The organism is Haloarcula sp. 1CSR25-25, assembly GCF_032027985.1.
GTDB lineage: Archaea > Halobacteriota > Halobacteria > Halobacteriales > Haloarculaceae > Haloarcula.
This window is the reverse complement of sequence record NZ_JAHYBW010000010.1, coordinates 48,013-64,824: the sequence shown is the minus strand read 5'-3', so window position 1 is coordinate 64,824 and position 16,812 is coordinate 48,013. Positions and strand designations below refer to the sequence as shown.

The 16,812-nt window shown below is 55.3% G+C and carries 16 protein-coding genes and 2 pseudogenes; 11 read left to right on the top strand and 7 right to left on the bottom strand.

Annotated elements, in window-relative coordinates; translation table 11 throughout:
• Window positions 1-47: 47 nt before the first annotated feature.
• On the bottom strand, window positions 48-1,235 hold the full coding sequence (locus KZ498_RS21230; protein ID WP_312621427.1) for a Fe3+-hydroxamate ABC transporter substrate-binding protein: 1,188 nt from the start codon (window positions 1,233-1,235) through the stop codon (window positions 48-50).
• Between the two features lie 337 nt (window positions 1,236-1,572).
• Between KZ498_RS21230 and KZ498_RS21225 the strand changes: the two genes are divergently transcribed.
• Window positions 1,573-2,091 carry a Tfx family DNA-binding protein gene (locus KZ498_RS21225; RefSeq protein ID WP_312621426.1) on the top strand — a complete coding sequence of 173 codons (519 nt, stop codon included), beginning with the start codon at window positions 1,573-1,575 and terminating at the stop codon, window positions 2,089-2,091.
• 150 nt (window positions 2,092-2,241) lie between these two features.
• On the opposite strand, the gene KZ498_RS21220 is transcribed toward KZ498_RS21225, so the two are convergent.
• Window positions 2,242-3,342 (bottom strand): putative sulfate/molybdate transporter, encoded by a 1,101-nt coding sequence (locus tag KZ498_RS21220; protein WP_312621424.1) that lies wholly within the window; start codon window positions 3,340-3,342, stop codon window positions 2,242-2,244.
• A 155-nt stretch (window positions 3,343-3,497) separates the two neighbouring features.
• Here KZ498_RS21220 and KZ498_RS21215 point away from each other — a divergent pair, with 155 nt between their 5' ends.
• On the top strand, window positions 3,498-3,707 hold the full coding sequence (locus KZ498_RS21215; RefSeq protein ID WP_312621423.1) for a TOBE domain-containing protein: 210 nt from the start codon (window positions 3,498-3,500) through the stop codon (window positions 3,705-3,707).
• A gap of 41 nt (window positions 3,708-3,748) precedes the next feature.
• Here KZ498_RS21215 and KZ498_RS21210 read toward each other — a convergent pair.
• A pseudogene (locus KZ498_RS21210) lies at window positions 3,749-3,935 on the bottom strand (IS1595 family transposase); the annotation flags it as partial.
• A gap of 158 nt (window positions 3,936-4,093) precedes the next feature.
• Between KZ498_RS21210 and KZ498_RS21205 the strand changes: the two are divergent.
• Both KZ498_RS21205 and KZ498_RS21200 read left to right on the top strand, forming a co-directional pair.
• Window positions 4,094-4,321 carry a hypothetical protein gene (locus KZ498_RS21205; RefSeq protein WP_312621422.1) on the top strand — a complete coding sequence of 76 codons (228 nt, stop codon included), beginning with the start codon at window positions 4,094-4,096 and terminating at the stop codon, window positions 4,319-4,321.
• A 349-nt stretch (window positions 4,322-4,670) separates the two neighbouring features.
• Window positions 4,671-5,270, top strand: coding sequence for a hypothetical protein (locus tag KZ498_RS21200; protein WP_312621420.1), 600 nt, complete (start codon window positions 4,671-4,673; stop codon window positions 5,268-5,270).
• Between the two features lie 21 nt (window positions 5,271-5,291).
• Here the strand turns inward: KZ498_RS21200 and KZ498_RS21195 are convergent, their stop codons facing one another.
• The 3 genes from KZ498_RS21195 to KZ498_RS21185 form a co-directional block, all read right to left on the bottom strand.
• Window positions 5,292-6,197, bottom strand: coding sequence for a hypothetical protein (locus tag KZ498_RS21195; RefSeq protein ID WP_312621419.1), 906 nt, complete (start codon window positions 6,195-6,197; stop codon window positions 5,292-5,294).
• Window positions 6,194-6,646 (bottom strand): helix-turn-helix domain-containing protein, encoded by a 453-nt coding sequence (locus KZ498_RS21190; protein WP_312621418.1) that lies wholly within the window; start codon window positions 6,644-6,646, stop codon window positions 6,194-6,196. The genes KZ498_RS21195 and KZ498_RS21190 overlap by 4 nt, the downstream gene beginning before the upstream one ends.
• 64 nt (window positions 6,647-6,710) lie before the next feature.
• On the bottom strand, window positions 6,711-7,547 hold the full coding sequence (locus KZ498_RS21185; RefSeq protein ID WP_312621417.1) for a hypothetical protein: 837 nt from the start codon (window positions 7,545-7,547) through the stop codon (window positions 6,711-6,713).
• 711 nt (window positions 7,548-8,258) lie between these two features.
• Here KZ498_RS21185 and KZ498_RS21180 point away from each other — a divergent pair.
• Window positions 8,259-8,954, top strand: coding sequence for a PH domain-containing protein (locus tag KZ498_RS21180; protein WP_312621416.1), 696 nt, complete (start codon window positions 8,259-8,261; stop codon window positions 8,952-8,954).
• A 6-nt stretch (window positions 8,955-8,960) separates the two neighbouring features.
• Window positions 8,961-9,533 (top strand): PH domain-containing protein, encoded by a 573-nt coding sequence (locus KZ498_RS21175; protein ID WP_312621415.1) that lies wholly within the window; start codon window positions 8,961-8,963, stop codon window positions 9,531-9,533.
• Window positions 9,534-10,077: 544 nt separating this feature from the next.
• On the opposite strand, the gene KZ498_RS21170 is transcribed toward KZ498_RS21175, so the two are convergent.
• Complete coding sequence (locus tag KZ498_RS21170; protein WP_312621414.1) at window positions 10,078-10,947, bottom strand: CPBP family intramembrane glutamic endopeptidase; 870 nt, start codon at window positions 10,945-10,947, stop codon at window positions 10,078-10,080.
• A gap of 102 nt (window positions 10,948-11,049) precedes the next feature.
• On the opposite strand from KZ498_RS21170, the gene KZ498_RS21165 reads away from it, so the two are divergent.
• From KZ498_RS21165 to KZ498_RS21145, 5 genes and pseudogenes are all read left to right on the top strand, one after another.
• A complete protein-coding gene (locus KZ498_RS21165; protein ID WP_312621413.1) occupies window positions 11,050-11,397 on the top strand; it encodes a winged helix-turn-helix domain-containing protein in 348 nt (115 codons plus the stop codon).
• A gap of 2 nt (window positions 11,398-11,399) precedes the next feature.
• A complete protein-coding gene (locus tag KZ498_RS21160; protein ID WP_312621412.1) occupies window positions 11,400-11,738 on the top strand; it encodes a hypothetical protein in 339 nt (112 codons plus the stop codon).
• A gap of 293 nt (window positions 11,739-12,031) precedes the next feature.
• Window positions 12,032-14,740, top strand: a complete 2,709-nt coding sequence (locus KZ498_RS21155; RefSeq protein WP_312621410.1) for a PAS domain S-box protein — start codon at window positions 12,032-12,034, stop codon at window positions 14,738-14,740.
• Window positions 14,741-14,839: 99 nt separating this feature from the next.
• Window positions 14,840-15,674, top strand: a pseudogene (locus tag KZ498_RS21150) (IS5 family transposase); the annotation flags it as partial.
• 131 nt (window positions 15,675-15,805) lie between these two features.
• Window positions 15,806-16,654, top strand: coding sequence for a hypothetical protein (locus KZ498_RS21145; RefSeq protein WP_312621408.1), 849 nt, complete (start codon window positions 15,806-15,808; stop codon window positions 16,652-16,654).
• Window positions 16,655-16,812: the final 158 nt, after the last annotated feature.

Sequence of the window (16,812 nt, the reverse complement as noted above, 5' to 3'; positions counted from 1 at the left end):
TCCAGAGACCGAACTACAGGACGACAGATTGGGCGTGGAGGTCCGGCTCATCCGCCCTCAGTAACCATCCGAGCGACGCGATCGCGGTCGAACAACTCCTCCTCACCAAACTCGTCGGGGTAGGCGATCCGAGCGGCCTGCTCCGTCTGGAACAGCGAGATGAGCGGTCCTTGGTAGTTGATACCGCCCGCATGGACTCGGTCGTTCTCGACTGCCGTGAGGTTCCGTGCAACCGAGTGCTCCCGCATGTGGCCGAGCACGAACTCCCTGAACGACTCTTCGAGAACGAAGTCGTCAGCGAACTGTGTCTCCATGACGATTACCTCCGGGTCAATCCGCGCAATCGTCTCGTAGTCAATTCGGGTCCCCCACTCGGGAATGCCACTCCCCTTGAGGGTATCATCAACCTCAACGACCTGCCACTGGAGATCAGAGACGGAGTCGCCGATGTACTGCGGGAAGAACGACCGCGGTGGGATGCCTTGTGGCCGCAACAGGAGCAACTCAACCCTGTCGTCGGGCAGGCGCGACTGGATGTCATCCGTGAGCTCTGATTGGATGGCCTTCCACTTCTCGTACCGGGACCGCCGACCGAAGAGGCCCGCGACCTTCCCGAACACCTCTGACAGCGAGTAATACCGGTATGTGTGCCAGACATCGTGTTGCTCGCGAATATAGTTTCCGAAGAACGGACCGACGTTCGTCGCAATCTCTTCGACATCAGTCTCCGTCCAGCCGAACGTATTCGTCAGCCAGGCAGGGTCTATGAGGTGGATATCAGCGTCGACTGCGTAGAACGGTTCCTTCGGCATCCGGGTGCCTCGCGAGAGGGCCGGATAATTGGTTTTATCCAGTGTAACGCCAGGAAGTTCCTCGTAATAGCCGGTGTAGTAGCGCCGTGGCGAGCCGATTCCTCCGAGCTGATCGGCCAATCCCAGCGCGACACCCATGTCGCAATAGATACCGTCGTTTGCGACCCACCGCTCCGGGGGTTCGTCGAACGTGAGGCAACCCACCGGCTCCATGCACGCCTCGTAGGACGTCGATGTCGTTGTCTCCGTTCTCGGCGACGGCGTCGCCGAGTCAGTCGGTCCGGCTGGATTGTCACTCGTTTCCGTGTCGATCGAGTCACCTTGGTCGCCCAGGCTGGTGAACCCACAACCCGCCAGACCGGCCGTGGCGGCGCTACCAATCGCCGCGAGTACCTGTCGACGCGACCGTGCATCTCGATTCATTGGTGGCTCACCTATCGATGAATCGGTGTGTTAATGGTTGTCCCATTCTAGAAACAACGAAGGGTCTGGCCAGTCATATTTTTGGGGGTCACTGACGAGAAATTCTGGAGATGGGAAACCGCATTTGCTATATATCGATCCCACTCAGGTCACAAGTCGGTTGACATCATATGAGGACAGGGGGATGTGCTCGGATTCTAAGTACTGTTCCATAGAGGGGCGATCCGGCAATTTGAACCTGAAGATCTCTGCGTCTCAGTGGTTCGAGGACAGTGAGAGCAGTCATCCGGAATCAGTTACCTTGTAACTTATTATGGTTACGTTCAGAAAGACAAATATGGAGCGAGACGAGGGGAAAAATTCTAGCGGAACCGACGGCGCCGAGCGGGTGGCGGTCATTGGGGACTTCGATGTTGAGGAATTCCTCGACACAGTCGGATTCGAGGAAAGATCAAACATCCTCACTCGCCGCCAAGTGGAGGTGCTGGCGCTGCGGGAACGGGGATTCAAGCAGGCGAGCATCGCCGACCAATTGGGAACCTCGCGAGCGAACGTCTCCGGAATCGAGGCCAGTGCCCGTGAGAACGTCGCCAAGGCCCGCGAAACAGTTCGGATTGCGGATCTGCTATCAGCGCCTGTCCGAGTCGAGATTGCCGCCAACAGCGATCTCTACAACGTTCCCTACCAGGTTTTTGATGCGTGTGACGACGCTGGCGTGAAGGTGAACGAGGACGCCCCCGAACTTATCAGGCGTATCAGCGACGCCGCTGATGACGTAATTGAGGGGCGGGAAATACGCGAGCGGCTCGTCGTAACCGTCACTGGCGACGGGGACGTGTGGGTCCACAGGATATGAGAGCGACTCGCCGAACGCTCCGGGAAGTTCCTGACTGAGCCCCATCGGTGAGCGCTGCCGGTAGTCAGGCACACAAGGGAAGCGCGCAGACGTGCCAGTGTTTCTGTCCACGTGTGCTCGGGTACAACAACTGAATCCCGTGGACGCCGATCACCACAGATCGTATCGACGGACGAATATGTGGGCAACGATGCCGACGACGAACGCAACTCCGAGATTCACGAGGAGTCCAAGGATTCCGATGCCGATCACCAAGGGGTACTCGTCAGCCTTCTCAATGCTGGTTCGCCCCAGTTGGAGCGCAATCAGGGCGAGTATTATGCCGAGCATTGCGACGGGATACGCGTTTACAATCTCGACCGCCAGAAGAGCCACGGTAACGTAACCGAGGCCGAGTATAACGTTCGCGCCGACTGTTCGGGCTCCGAAGGCGTACTTTCCTGCCACGCCACCACTGCCATGACACATTGGGAGGGCGCCGAACGGGATTGCAATCAGGTTCATGAAGCCCATGCTCGTCGAGAGGTCGTCGGCCGAGACATCACGGTCGAAGTAGTCCGCCAGCAGGACCGACGTTGCCAGTGCGGCGTTGCCAAGCGTCATCGCTAACTGGGCGACAGCTGCCTCAAGGGCGGAGAGTGTGAGGTTGCCCGAGCCAAATAGCGCCATGCTGTCCGTCGGCGGGAGCGACGGGGACGGGAGCCCGGTTGAGAGAACTGCCAACGCGCCACCCAACAGAAGGACGACGAATCCGCTCATGTTCCAGTACCCAAGCGCGATTAAGACAGCCGCGACCACAGCCGCCAACGCCGCTAGCTGGAGGTTCGTACTGCCGAGCCTGATACCGGTCTCAACGAGAACGAGTGCGACACCGAACTGGATACCTCGAACTACCGGGGAACCGATGTACTGGCCGAAGCGCTCCAGTGACCCTGTTGTCCCGATAGTCAGCAGTACTACGCCAAGCAACAAGCCAGCGACGAGTAACTCCCCCGTAGTTATCGAGCCAGCAATGACGAGCGCTGCGACTGCCTTCATCGGCTCGACGGATATCGGAGCCCTGTAATAGAACCCCCAGACGATTTGGAAGATGCCGAACCAGACGAGCATTAGGGCCAGTGAGAGGTCGGTGAGGACGGCGACGGAGACGACAATCGGGAGTACCGTAACTGAATCACCTATCGCGCCGGTGGCCTCCGACCAGGACAACGTGAACGCACGGTCGTCCCTGATCGTCACTGTAATCGCCATTGAACCGGTAAAAAGCGGCTATATACAAAATTCCCACGAGAAACCGTCTTTCATTACTACCGGTTTAAAGTAACTATATTAGATTACGCTTTCCGACAAATCCCTGATTCACTGACCGACAGCAGATTCTTACGTCAATAGAGCAAGATTCAGCTATGGGATTAAGTGCCCGAAATAACCTGACTGGAACCGTAGAATCGGTTAATAAAGGCGATGTAGTGGCGGAAGTCGTGGTTGAATTAGGTGACGGACAAAAAGTAACCTCAACAATCACGCGAGCCTCCGCTGAGCGGCTAGAACTCGAACAAGGCGACGAAGTCTCGGCAGTTATCAAAGCCAGCGAAGTGATGATCAGCACCGACTGAAATACTTCTCTTCGCTCATGGGTAGAGGATTGTTGGTGGCATCATAGCGCAGTTTCTAAGATGGTTTTGAGTGCTTCGTCACCGGGTTTGCGGCGGACGCGCCTCCGTAGTTGGAGGGCTCTGAGGTAGGGTGTGAGTTTGTCTTTGGAGATGCCTCGATGGGGTGAGAGCCACGCGTCGCTGGCGCGACGCGTGGCTCTCGCACGTGTTGACGTGCACGTCTCCATCATAGAGTGTTGATTGGAGTGAGTCGGCAGAAGCATTCCCGCAGTAGACCCACTGATTTACGATGCAAGGCCGCCGATTTCCCGTTACTCTCTCAGGCTGAAGCACATCCAGCGGTTGGGAAAACCATCATAAGGGAGGGCAGGCAGAGAACGACGTGTATGGTTCCGGAGCCAACGCTCGAAGGATTTCTGCGTGACCTGGCTCTACGAATCGGTGCTGGGATAGTCGTCATCGGGATATTCTTCGGCCTTGGCTACCTCAATCGAACCGACTTTTTCGGTCTTTCAGACCTCCTCGGGAACCAGTCGGTATTCTTCGGTAGCGCATTCTTATTGGTCGGTATTGCGTCACTCGGATGGATGATAATACAGCGGTACAGAGCATAACGATGCAGAGCTATCGACTGTCGTGCGTTGAAAAAAATGTGCGACCGCCTCATACTCTGCGTACAGCACGGCTTTCAGACCTCACTCGGGTTCTGTCAGTACTGGTGTGACTGATCCAGAGCGTGAATACAGCACAGAGCCTCCTCATTGCAACAAATCAGTATCAGTTACGGGCGCGTTCCGTCCTTCGCGTAGCAATTGAACCGCATACTCGCGGTTACGATTTGCTCGCCGTCCGAACTCATCAACGAGGCCGTCTACTCACCATGAACGGGTGGCGGACCCAACGGTACCGCGTATGGCTACTACAGGCGGTAGTTACTTTTGTCACGATTGAACACATCGAACTATGACAGACTTACAACAGTATGGACTCTCCGCAATTGATCTCGCTGGAAGCCAGTATACTGTCGAGCAGACTGGACGCGATAAGAACTTTCGCCCCGAATATGAAGCGAGGGATGTTACTGGTGATACGCTTTTTCGCACTACGTACCAGATGTACGAGGGAAAAGACGAGTTTCCATTCGTCGATGCCGATGGGACTGAGATCTGTCGTGTGAAAGCGGTCGATACGTGGGAAATTGCTGGCGATTATCTCCTCACGGACAGTCAGACTGACGAAGAACTCGTTATCCTCGAGAATGACCTTTCGTTTTTGCAAGACACGTGGCGACTCCGTGATGTCGACGATGAATCGCTGCTTGCTGAGATTAGCTCACGCGGTGTACTCATTACCCTCGCACGGAAATTCCTGCCAGCCGGCCAAGGGATCGCCCACCAGTACGAGATAACCGATTTAGAAGGTAATCCAGTCGGCTCAATTGAGGGCGAATTCGCGCTGTTTGACTTTGATCAGTACAAGATCAGTCTTACCGATACGAGTTCGATCCCGACAGAGCCGGTTGTGATTGCAGCGATCGTCATTGATGCGATTCAAGGAAATTGAATCCTCAGCACAATTCCGGATTCACGACACGACCCCTTGGACGTAGATGTGCGCGTACGCACTGGCCCACACAATCGAGAGGAGTTCACCGGCACTCGACGAAATCACATGTAACGCAGGATGTACCAACGTCACTCCCGTTTCGAGTCCGGGGAGAACTGTTGGTAAATATAGGTTGAGTGCACTTCCAATAGCGATGACGACGATGAGGACGAACTTTCGTCGGTAATTCGTTGTGATGCGCCAGCTAATTCGGAGTGATTTGAGAGGACCATACTGGCCGATGACGCACGCCTCGGGCGCGAACCAGAACTTGAACAAGAGAAACAAAAACGGCACGGCAAACATAACCCCGCCGACCGCTGCAGCGACGGGAAAACTGACCATCTCTACCGGCGTGATGGGGAGCACGCCGACCAGAAGGAAGAGTGGAAGCGACACGAAAAACGGGATCGTCATCACCGAAAACAGGATAAGGAGGATAACGCCGACTAACGCCGGTGTCCGGGCGATGCTTCGACGCAGTCCTTCGCGTATCGTGACGGGCTGGCCCGTTAGTTCGCCGGCGACGATCGTTCCTACGTATGCGCGAATCGAGATAATGAACGCAAAAGCAGTCACGGCCTCGGCCACGCCGATTGCGGGCATCGGAAGCAGCGCGATGCTATCCGTCTCAAGAAGGCGGTTGGCGAGGATAATGACGCCAGCGAAGGCGAGAATCGATGGGTAGGAACGAAACAAGCGAACGGACCAGACGAGCGCGTCGAGGACGGTCCGGTTGGTGGTGGTTGTCTTGATGTTGCGGCATTCGAGACAGCCACAGCCCTCAACATCGTCTCGGGCCTTGATCGTCGATGCCACGTCACGCGTGGTTGTGTCGGCGGCGGCAGAAATCCTTCGGCTCGGTGCGTCGGTATGTTCGCTCATTCGGCAGTAACGAACTGGGAGATGGATTCGCCGGCCGCGAGCAGAATCGATGGGGGGCCAAGCAGCGAGGCGAAGGACTTGAACGCGTGTTTGAGACTCGGCCGATCGTCCTCGGTGCCGAGAAAAAGGAGCGTGGGATCCTCGGACACGACGAATACGCTCATCTCACGGCCCTTCTCTGAATAGCAGGTGTCAGTGACTTCAATCACGCCGGCTGCTTCGAGATTCTCCAAGTGGTAATGGACGTTCTGCACGCTCTGGTCGAGTTGGTCAGCAATCCGCGACGGAGTCGCTGGTGTCTCGTTGAGCAGCTGAAATATCTCGTAGGCAGTCTCGGAAGACAACGCTTCGATCACATCTCGCGTCGTGTCGTCATCAAGACTCAGGACAGCTGGGGTATCGCTTCGTTCGACGGTGGCGTCCGTTTGTGTCGGGAGGAGTTGTGGCATAAGTGCAGTTAGGTTCTGTGAATGGCGGTCGTGGGGATCTGGTTCGATCGGTGGCTGGTCGAAACTATTGGTCGTGATTGTTGGTAGGTGTTTCTGTTGATTTCGGGGGGGTTGGTGAGACAGCGATTAGTTGCATATAGTAGGCCGTGTACACGGTATAGAAGTACGCGAAGCCGATCGCGGAAAGTGCAATCCCAATCGGGAGCAGGACAGCAAACGGAATCCCGAGGTCGACCGGTAATATGTCAGCTGGGCCAGCGTCCGTCATCGTCAACCGGAGCAGGTATTCGGGAATGAAGAAGACGTTCAGCAGGACGATCCACGCCAGCGAGAATCCTGTAACACTTTTCAGGTTCGAGCGAACGAGCCCAACGCTTCTCCGAAACGCATCAGTAACGCTCTGGTTTTCGATGACGATCGCAGCGTCGTAAAACTGCACGAACATAATGACAATGAGAATTGACACCAACCAGATGAGCATAGATCCGACGCCTGCGACGAGGGCAGCCATCTCATTAATCGCGGCGAGTGCCATCGTTCCGATACCGAGGATGAACCCAATGAGTCCGAGTCCGACAGCGGTACCGAACACGATAAGTATGAACAACACAGTTGCAAGGAGAAGCGGAAGATAATGTGCTCGGGCTGCAGTAAAAAACTGGGTGAGCGACGCGTCTGCTCCGTCAATCGCGGCCTTAGCGGTTCGGATAAAACCACCGAGAACAAACGGGAACACAATTAGCCATGCGAGTGAAACACCTGCTGACAGTAGTGGTGATTGAATCAGGTGATCCACGTACTGGAGTTGACTTACGACCCCGACGAGGAGGCCGGCGACGAGCAGTATCGGATTCGATCGGAGGGTAGTGGAGCCATCTTTGAATGCGGAGACTGTGACCATTGTATTCACGAATAACCGTCGTCATGTATTAGATCGAACGTAGTATCAAAACCAGATTTAACCATTTTGAGCCGTAGTGACCACCGTTTCGGTAGGAACAGCGCAAAGAACAATTTCAATTCGAGTTGTCGCGGTACTGAAACGCTCTGTACAGTCATAGCTAGGTACTCGTTAAGAGTTGCCTCTGATGTCGAAGAGACTCAACGCGTCCTCACGCAGCTCAACACTGCTGACCACGTCGGGAACGCAGCGGTTATAGGGAGTATACTGCGTTTTCGAATGTACACGCGATTTAGGACGTGAGTAAGTACGAATTCGAGTTAGCTGTCTTTCTCTGAGTGAAACCCGACCTAACTGCTATACCCGAATGGCGCTGTCAGCGCCTAGAATTGTCCCCACCCGTTGGACCGGAGTGCAGCAGGCAAGCGACGACGCACTCCATCAAGTGTCAACTGTTGATACCGGACCAGAAGGTCAAGCCCAATTTGAGATCACGAACCAGGGCGAAACGTCGCTACTCGTTCGGTTCGTCGACATCTCTATGGACGTTCCAAATCCGACGGTTGATCCGTAGCAAGAATCGTTCGACCTCTCGGCACTTGGTGGTTCTCCGTAGATGTAACGATCACTCCTTTTTTGAGGTTGCTTGAACGGTACCATCGCTATCGTCCTGTCGAGATTTTAATACAGTCATCTGATAAAGTGTCTTGTATGTCCGAATCATCTACGATCGACTCAGAAATCTCAGACTGGTTGACTCTTGATAAGGACGAAAGGATTGTGTGGTCTGGGAAACCCCACGAAAGCAGTTTAATTCCGGCGTTAGTCGTCGGAGTCCCCCTCTCCCTCGTCCTCATTGGGCTATTCATTATCGCCGGGTCTTATCTCCAGCGCGAGAATACACAGTACGTTGTGACGACCGATGGGTTGTATAAGAAGACAGGAGTCCTCTCACGTGACGTCCAGCGCATCGATTTCGGAAAGGTCCAGAATACCTCCTATAGCCAGGGATTCTTCGGCTCTCGGTTCGGATACGGAAACGTCGATATCTCGACCGCTGGCGGCTCCGGTATCGAGATGCAGTTTCGGTCAGTCCCCAAACCGCGCGAAGTTCAGGAGCTCATCAACAAACGTGTGAAGGGCAGCCGTGGTGAACCGACGACGGAATCGGGTGAAACCAAGCGTGATGTGCTTGACGATATCCTCGTCGAACTCAGAGAGATCCGCTCTACTCTCGAAGCACAACAGGAGACTGCAGGAAACACATCGGCCATGACGTCCAACATCGGTAATGCGGCTGAGAAAAAATCAACTGGCGAGGACGACACCAGCGATAATGAGTTCGTGAGTAGCAACCAGAATGCCGAGACCTCTAATGCTGATCAAGAGTTGGATGACGAACGGTAGCCAGCCATGACGGAGTCAATCGATCCGGCTATCCCGCTCGATTCCACCGAATCAGTCGAGTGGTCCGGTCGCCCGCGAATCACTACCATCCTTCCAGCAGTCGTGATTGGCGCTCTGTTATTCTCTTTCGGAATCGTCGTCAGTGTTGCTGAAGAGACCCCGCTCTTCCTCGCTGTCGTTCCACTCGGGGTGGCGATCCCGCTCTGGAAGTATTTCGCTCTCCAGGGTGTACAGTACGTGATAACCGACGACGCACTCTACGTCAAACGCGGCATCTTTACCCGGTCTGTCACACAAGCAAACCTTGAAACCGTCCAGAACAGCTCCTTTGGGCAGGATATCACGGGGTCAATTTTCGGATACGGCTCAGTCACGTTCGAAATCGCTGGTGGGGGCGACCTTTCGTTCCGGGCGATCGAAGACCCACGTGCAATCCGGGAACTCGTCGATCGAACAGCCTTGAACGACGATGGTCTCGGTGGGGCCGATCGACGGGAATCCGTTATCCCTGGAGATCTGACGCAATGGCAACAAATTCGAGACGAGATACGAGCGATTCGTAACTCTCTCGAAGGATAGTCGTTTGGAAAAAGCTAGAGGAGCAGAGTGTCATACAACTCTTCACAACACGTTACTTTCATATATTATGCACCGGATAAAATATGGAGGAGGTCTGCGTATTTAATGATAAGAAGTATCTCACTGTTGATGATAGTTAAGTGTATAGACACTCTCCGACATCTGTACCGAAGACTGAATAACCGAGTACTGGACCTTTCCCGTGTGTCGTACGCTCTCCTCATCGGCTTCGTCTCCGCTGTGGCCGTATTTGTTGTTAGAAGTCTGCTTCCGGGAGGCGGCATTATACTCACAGTTCAAATGCCTGTGAGCCATGGCTGTGTGCAACCGGCATACTACCTGGCCAGCTCTAGCAACCTGTGCGCGGGACAGATTCGGATGCGGATCTGTCTGTCTCGTCAGCGGTTCGCTATCGTCCAACATCCGCGATGGCGCGGAATGCGAGCGCCTGAGCCTCTTTGATCTCAAGCAGCCTCGTGGTACTGAGTGACATCCTACAACGAGTCGGAAACGTAGCGTGGGATATCTACGGAGACGAAACCTGTCAGACACTACGTTCTCGACGATCCGTTTCGAACGCAGGAACCGTCGATCCAGCCGTCAGGGTCTGGCGACCATAGTGGATGACGATCGCCCCCGCGATCAGCCAGATAGGGACCGCGTAGGCACCGAGCACTGGGATACCTGCCCCGGAGAGGTTACTGACGAACGCACCCCCGAGCCCTGACGCCGTGTTGATACCGCCGTGGAGTACCATCGCCAGAAGGATGCTCCCGTCGGTGTTGTTGAACAGCCACGTGAAGATGATGGCGAACCCGACGACGAGAATCGCATACAGTGGGAACGGCTGATCGCCGTAGCTCCCAATCTCCAACACGAACAGCGGGAGGTGCCAGGCCGCCCAGACGACCCCGATGACAACACTCGACGTTAGGGCGTCGAAGCGGTCTTGGAGAGCTGGGAGCGCGACGCCTCGCCAACCAAATTCCTCCTGTCCACCACCCATGACCACCATGAACACCAACATGATTGGATACATCGGCACGTACCGCGTGATCCTGTCAGCGGCGAAGTCACCAGTGACGAAGACGAAAATCCCACCCATGACGACGCTGGCGAGCACGGGCAGGCCTAGCGCGACCGCGTACCAGCGTTTGCTGACTCGCCAGTCGAGTCCGTCATGCAACCAGGCACGGACGCTTTCGCCGCGGAGCCACGTCAGCGCGACTGCCGCGATCGCGGGCCCGAACCCGCCGGGGATGATGTGCAACTTCGACACCGAGGACTGGAGGCTCAGCGGGAGCCAGAGTGTCCACGAGATGCCGAGTGCGAATGCGAAAAACGTCGTTGCAGGACGTTCGTCGGCGAGCGATGCGAGGCGTGAATCGCGGATGGAGACTGGACGTCCCGTCATCACATCCAGTGCTTCGACGGGTGTATCAAAAGCAGTACGAGCAGGGCTTCAGGGGCTGAAGTGGTCGCCACGCCTTTACTGGCCTTCTGCGAATAGCTACCAATGAGTGAGGATGAGCCGGATATCGAGACTGTCGCTGGTCTCCTCGAAGACCAGACGGTCCGGGAAATCCTCACCGAAACCAGCCGAGAGCCCATGTCAGCACACACTCTGAAAGACCATTGTGACGCGTCAGGGCCGACGATCTATCGCCGCCTCGAACGATTGCGCGATGCCGACTTTGTCGTCGAACAGACCCGCCCGGATCCGGATGGCGGGCATCACCGCCAGGTCTACGCGCCCAACCTCGATCGCATCACCATCGATCTTGGGGACGGGAACCTGTCGATTCAGATCACGCGGCGCGAGCGCATTGTCGACCGGTTTACGCGACTCATCGAGGAGATGTAACCATGTTCGACGTTATCCGGGCAATCCCGAGCGTGTTCGTGCTTCAGACCGGCGGGCAGCTATCGGGACTCGTGCAGTCAGGTCTGTTGGCATACGAACTGGTCGGAGCCACACTTGGTGTGTTCATCGCGTATCTCGCGTACCGCGGTTACCGCCGCAATCAGAGTCGGCCAATGCTGTTCGTCTCGCTGGGGTTTGCCCTCGCACTCGGTGTCCCACTTGTCCTTACGTTAGTGTATCTCGCGCTCCCGGTCTCGGGTGGCCGCGTCGCCGTCCAGGTCGTCACCCAGACCTTCGAAATCGCCGGCCTCGTATGTATCATCTACGGCCTCCGGACCTGAGAGAGTTGTTTCCAAGTGAAAGATATCCGCTTCGGCTCGTGAATCAATAGGCACTTCTCGCTACGGCCTACTCAGTTCTCAAACTCGCTCAACTAGACAGTGCCAGACCAGGTATTCTATAAAATTTTTAACAATAGTTGTTGAGGAAATCACGTCCGAGTGTATATTTAACCGTCGATGACGTACCCCTGTTTTGTTATCAATCCTGATATTCTATCCAGAGGTTATTTCATTTCTCTTTTGAGATATCTATTATGAATAGTTCTTCCACGGGACCAATTTGCGTGCTTCATGTGGATGACAAATCAGATTTTGCCGACATGGTAGCCACCTTCCTCGAACGGACAAGTGATAGGATCACCGTCGAAACTGCAACGAGTGCCAGCGAAGCCTTGGAGCGACTCACCGACGAGGACTTCGATTGTATCGTCTCCGATTACGACATGCCCAGCCAAGACGGTATCGAGTTCCTCAAAACTGTCCGCAAGGACGACCCCGACCTCCCTTTTATTCTCTATACCGGTAAGGGCTGCGAGGAAGTCGCCAGTGACGCTGTCTCTGCGGGGGCGACCGACTATCTCCAGAAGGAGAGTGGAACCGACCAATACACGATACTTGCTAATCGCATCCGGAACGTAGTCCAGCAGTATCGTGCCAGCCAGCGTGCTGCCGAACTCGACCGCGTCCGCACCCTCCGCAGCAACGTTAACCAGGCGCTCGTCCGTGCGGAGTCGCGTTCGGACGCTGAGACCCGCGTCTGTGAGATTCTCAGTGAGGCCAATCCCTATCACTTTGCATGGATCGGCGAAGTCCATTCCAGCACCGATGCGATCACACCACGAGCGTCGGCAGGCATTGACGAAGGCTACCTCGAGGAGATTACGGTCACTGCTGACGGGACCGACACCGGACAGGGGCCTGGCGGTACGGCCGCCCGGGAACGTCGTGTCACCGTCACCCAGAACGTCCAGGACGGTCCCAACTTCGACCCTTGGCGTGAGCACGCCCTCAAGCGCGGGTTCCAGGCAGTTGCCGCTCTTCCGCTAGAATACGATGACACACTCTACGGAATCCTCAGTGTGTACGCTAACCGGCCGCATGCGTTCGATGCGACCGAACGTGACCTCCTCACTGAAATTGGCGACGACATTGCGCATGCAATCCATTCGTTGGAGATACAGGAGCAACTCCGCGAGGAACATAAGGCCCTCGAACGCTACGAAACGATAATCGAAGCGTCTGGTGATCCAGTGTATACGCTCGATTCGGAGGGGAAATTTATGTTCGTTAACGACGCACTTACCGAACTCACCGGCTACAAGGAATCCGAGTTGCTGGGTGAGCACATCTCGATAATCATGAATGAGGACGATATCATTACGGGTGAAACGATGATCAAAGAGTTAGTGCGCAGCGACGAGCAATCCCGTGATACATTCGAGATGGACCTGGTATCCGCCGACGGTGATCAGCTTGTTTGCGAAGCTCACATCGCGTTGCTACCGTTTGACGAAGAGTTTCGTGGGACGACTGGCATCATACGTGACATCAGCGAGCGGACGGAACGCAAACGGAAGCTCGAAGAGACGAACGCGGTACTCTCGACGCTGTTCAAGACGCTTCCTGTCGGTGTTCTTGCCGAAGACGCATCCCGAAACGTGCTCGCGGTCAACAGGCGGCTGTTTGAGTTGTTCGAGTTCCCCGGCACTCCAGCGGATGCGATCGGCATGAATTGTGAACAGCTAACCGTACAGGCCAGTGATATGTTCGTCAACACCGACGAGTTTGTCGGCCACATCAACGAGTTGGTGGCCGAACGGAAGCCAACGGACAACGAAGAATTCTCACTGACCGACAGCCGGATGCTCGAGCAGAGTTACCGACCAATCGAACTCCCTGATGGAGGGGGCCACCTCTGGACCTATCGTGATGTTACTGAACAAACAGAACATGAACGGGAACTCGAACAGCGAACCGCCGAGTTGGCGGAGTTGACCAGCCAACTCGAAGACCAGTATCGGTATCTCTTCGAGGAGGCACCAGTTATGATCGTAGAAACACGCGCCGCGGACGAGGAACCAATCATCGAGGATTGTAACCAGTTGTTCGTCCAAACTCTGGGGTACGACACGGAAGACATTCTCGAACAACCGCTAGCGGCGTTCTATACTGATGACTCCCGGCGACAGCTTCTGGAGGACGGTGGCTACGAACGCGCGCTCTCTGGGGAGTTTATGCGCGAAGACCGGAAACTGGTGGCGGCTGACGGGAAACCCGTCGAAACGCTGTTGCGCGCCGTCCCCCGGTACGATGCCACGGACACTATCATTGGAACGATTGCGTTCTACATCGATATTAGCGAACGGAAGGAACTGAAACGTGAGAGAAATCGGCTTGAAGAGTTTGCGAGTATCGTCTCTCACGACCTCCGGAATCCGTTGAATGTCGCACAGGGGCGAGTAGAACTGGCTCGTAAGGAGTGTGAGAACGAGCACTTAGACGCTATCACTCGCGCCCACGAACGCATGGGGACGCTGATCGATGATCTCCTCACACTGGCACGTCAGGGCGGGGAAGTGACTGATACCGAAGCAATCGATCTGGCGACGCTTACAGAGACTTGCTGGGGGACTGTGGCCACTACAGAGGCGACACTTACGACGGATGTTACCCGGACAATCTACGCTGACAAAGGCCGTCTCAAGCAACTCCTTGAGAATCTCATGCGGAATGCGATCGAACACGGTGGCGAAGGTGTGACCGTCACCGTAGGCGAGGGAGATGACGGCTTCTATGTGGAAGATACCGGACCAGGGATTCACGAAGACACTCGAGAGACTGTGTTCGAGATTGGGTACTCTACGGCTGAGGACGGGACCGGTTTCGGTCTGCACATCGTCGAACAGGTGGCTGACGCTCATGGCTGGGACATTTGCGTGACTGACGGTTCCGAGAGTGGTGCACGGTTCGAGTTTACTGACGTCGAGTTCGCTGCTGAATAGACACTCTGTACTGACCGAACGGCGGCTGGTCTAAGAAGTCGTTATTGAAAATATAGATTCGTTGGGCCTTGTTGAAACCCTTGCTGACAAACACGACTGATGAGTAGCGCGAGACAGAATAGATTCCCTCCCAAATCACGCCTCCTCCAGTTCGTTGAGCGTGCTATCGTGTTGGCCCGTCGTACTGTTCTCGGTTCTCGACTCGCTATTCGCGGAGGCGGTTCTCGCTTCGCCAGCACGTCGTCTTGCTCTGTCTCAAAGTGAAGAAGACGACCACGTACCGCGACCTCTTGACGAACTTATCGAAATGCCTCGTGTCCGTGACGCCCTCAATCTCGATTCAATCCCCGCACCCTCGACACTCTGCAAAGCGTTCGACCGCTTGGAGATGGCCGTCTGGCGGGTGTTACTGAACGTCTCGCTCGCAGACTTGCCATTGAACGGTGTCACCGGTATCGATGCGTCCGGCTTTGAGCGGGCGCATGCCTCAACTCACTACACGAAGCGAACGAACCTCACTATTCAGCAGTTGAAGACAACACTGTTGGTCGATACAGCGACCAACGCCATTCTCGATGTTCACGTGACGACAACGCGGAAGCACGATACGCAGATTTCGCCATAGGTACTGGAACGGAACGCGGCGTCGATTACGGTATTGACCGGTTACAAGGGATACGACGACCAGAAACTCCGGCGACTCGCTCGTGACCACGAGATTCGCCCACTCATCAAACATCGAGAGTTTACCCCACTCCACAAGGCGTGGAATGCACGGCTGGACAGCGACCTCTACCATAGGCGGAACATTAACGAGACAGTCAACGCGGCGATCAAACAGAAATTCGGGGCATTCGTCCGGTCACGCCTGTGGTGGAAGCAGTTCCGCGAACTCGTCATCAAGTGCATTGTCCACAATCTGGAGCGAAGCCTCGCCATCTCACACGAGGGGCCGACTGTCCGTAATTCCGAGAGGAACGGACTGCTGAATATAGAGTGTGCATCGATCAAATGGGGAACAGATATAGTCTCGAGCGCTGAATTCGACCGTGTTAGGTGGTAACAATGACCGAACAGAAAGCAAATCTTCGAAGGTGGATGGCACCCTCTGGCCGTGGGGGACAGGTCCTTCCGATTACCCGATGGGTCGCGCGCTTCATTATCCCGTTTCTAGCTGCAGCGTTTCTGGTCCTCTACGGATTGCCCAGCCAGACCACTACGTACTTTGCTTGGACGATCCGGCCCGAGATGACGCCAATCGTAATGGGCGCAGGCTACGGAGCTGGCGTGTATTTCTTTTATCGGGTATCCACCGTTGACGAGTGGCACACGGTCGCACCGGTCTTCCTCGGGATTGCCACATTCACGTGGTTGATGGCTATTGCCACCGTGCTCCACTGGGAAAACTTCAACCACAGTCACTTCACGTTCGATCTCTGGGTCTTCCTCTACGCAGTCACCCCCGTCCTCATTCCAGCGATTTGGGCGCTCAATCAACGAACAGAACTTGGGGAATTGGAAGGAGGCGAACTCCGTCTTCCACAAGCGGTACGGGTGCTTGGTGGTGCCTTAGGAGCAATCGTCACAGCCAGTGCCGTCGTCCTGTTTATCACACCGGAACTCATGGTGGGTGTGTGGCCATGGACCGTCTCCCCCTTCACGGCGCGAATTTTAGCGGGATGGTTCGCTCTCTTTGGCGTCGTTAACGGCGTCGTCGTGCTCGATCCACGCTGGAGCGCCTCCAGAATATTGGTCCAAAGTCAAATACTTGGCTTCACGATGGTCCTGATCGGTGTCGTCCGTGTCTGGACCAATTTCGACCCATCGAACGTATTGACGTGGGGCGTCGTCGGAGGGATGGCGCTGTATATGTTCGCCATACTTCTCCTGTATATCCGGATGGAAACTGGCTAATCGCCTCCCGGATCGACTCAATTCGTGTTTGATGGATCCGTGCTGTGTATTCAGCAAGACTGCTGAAACCTATCAATGAGTGAGGGTTTCAACAAGACCATTCGTTTCAGTTCTGGACGAGCGAGTACGCCGCTCAGTAGGTTTGCGTGTTGACTCCT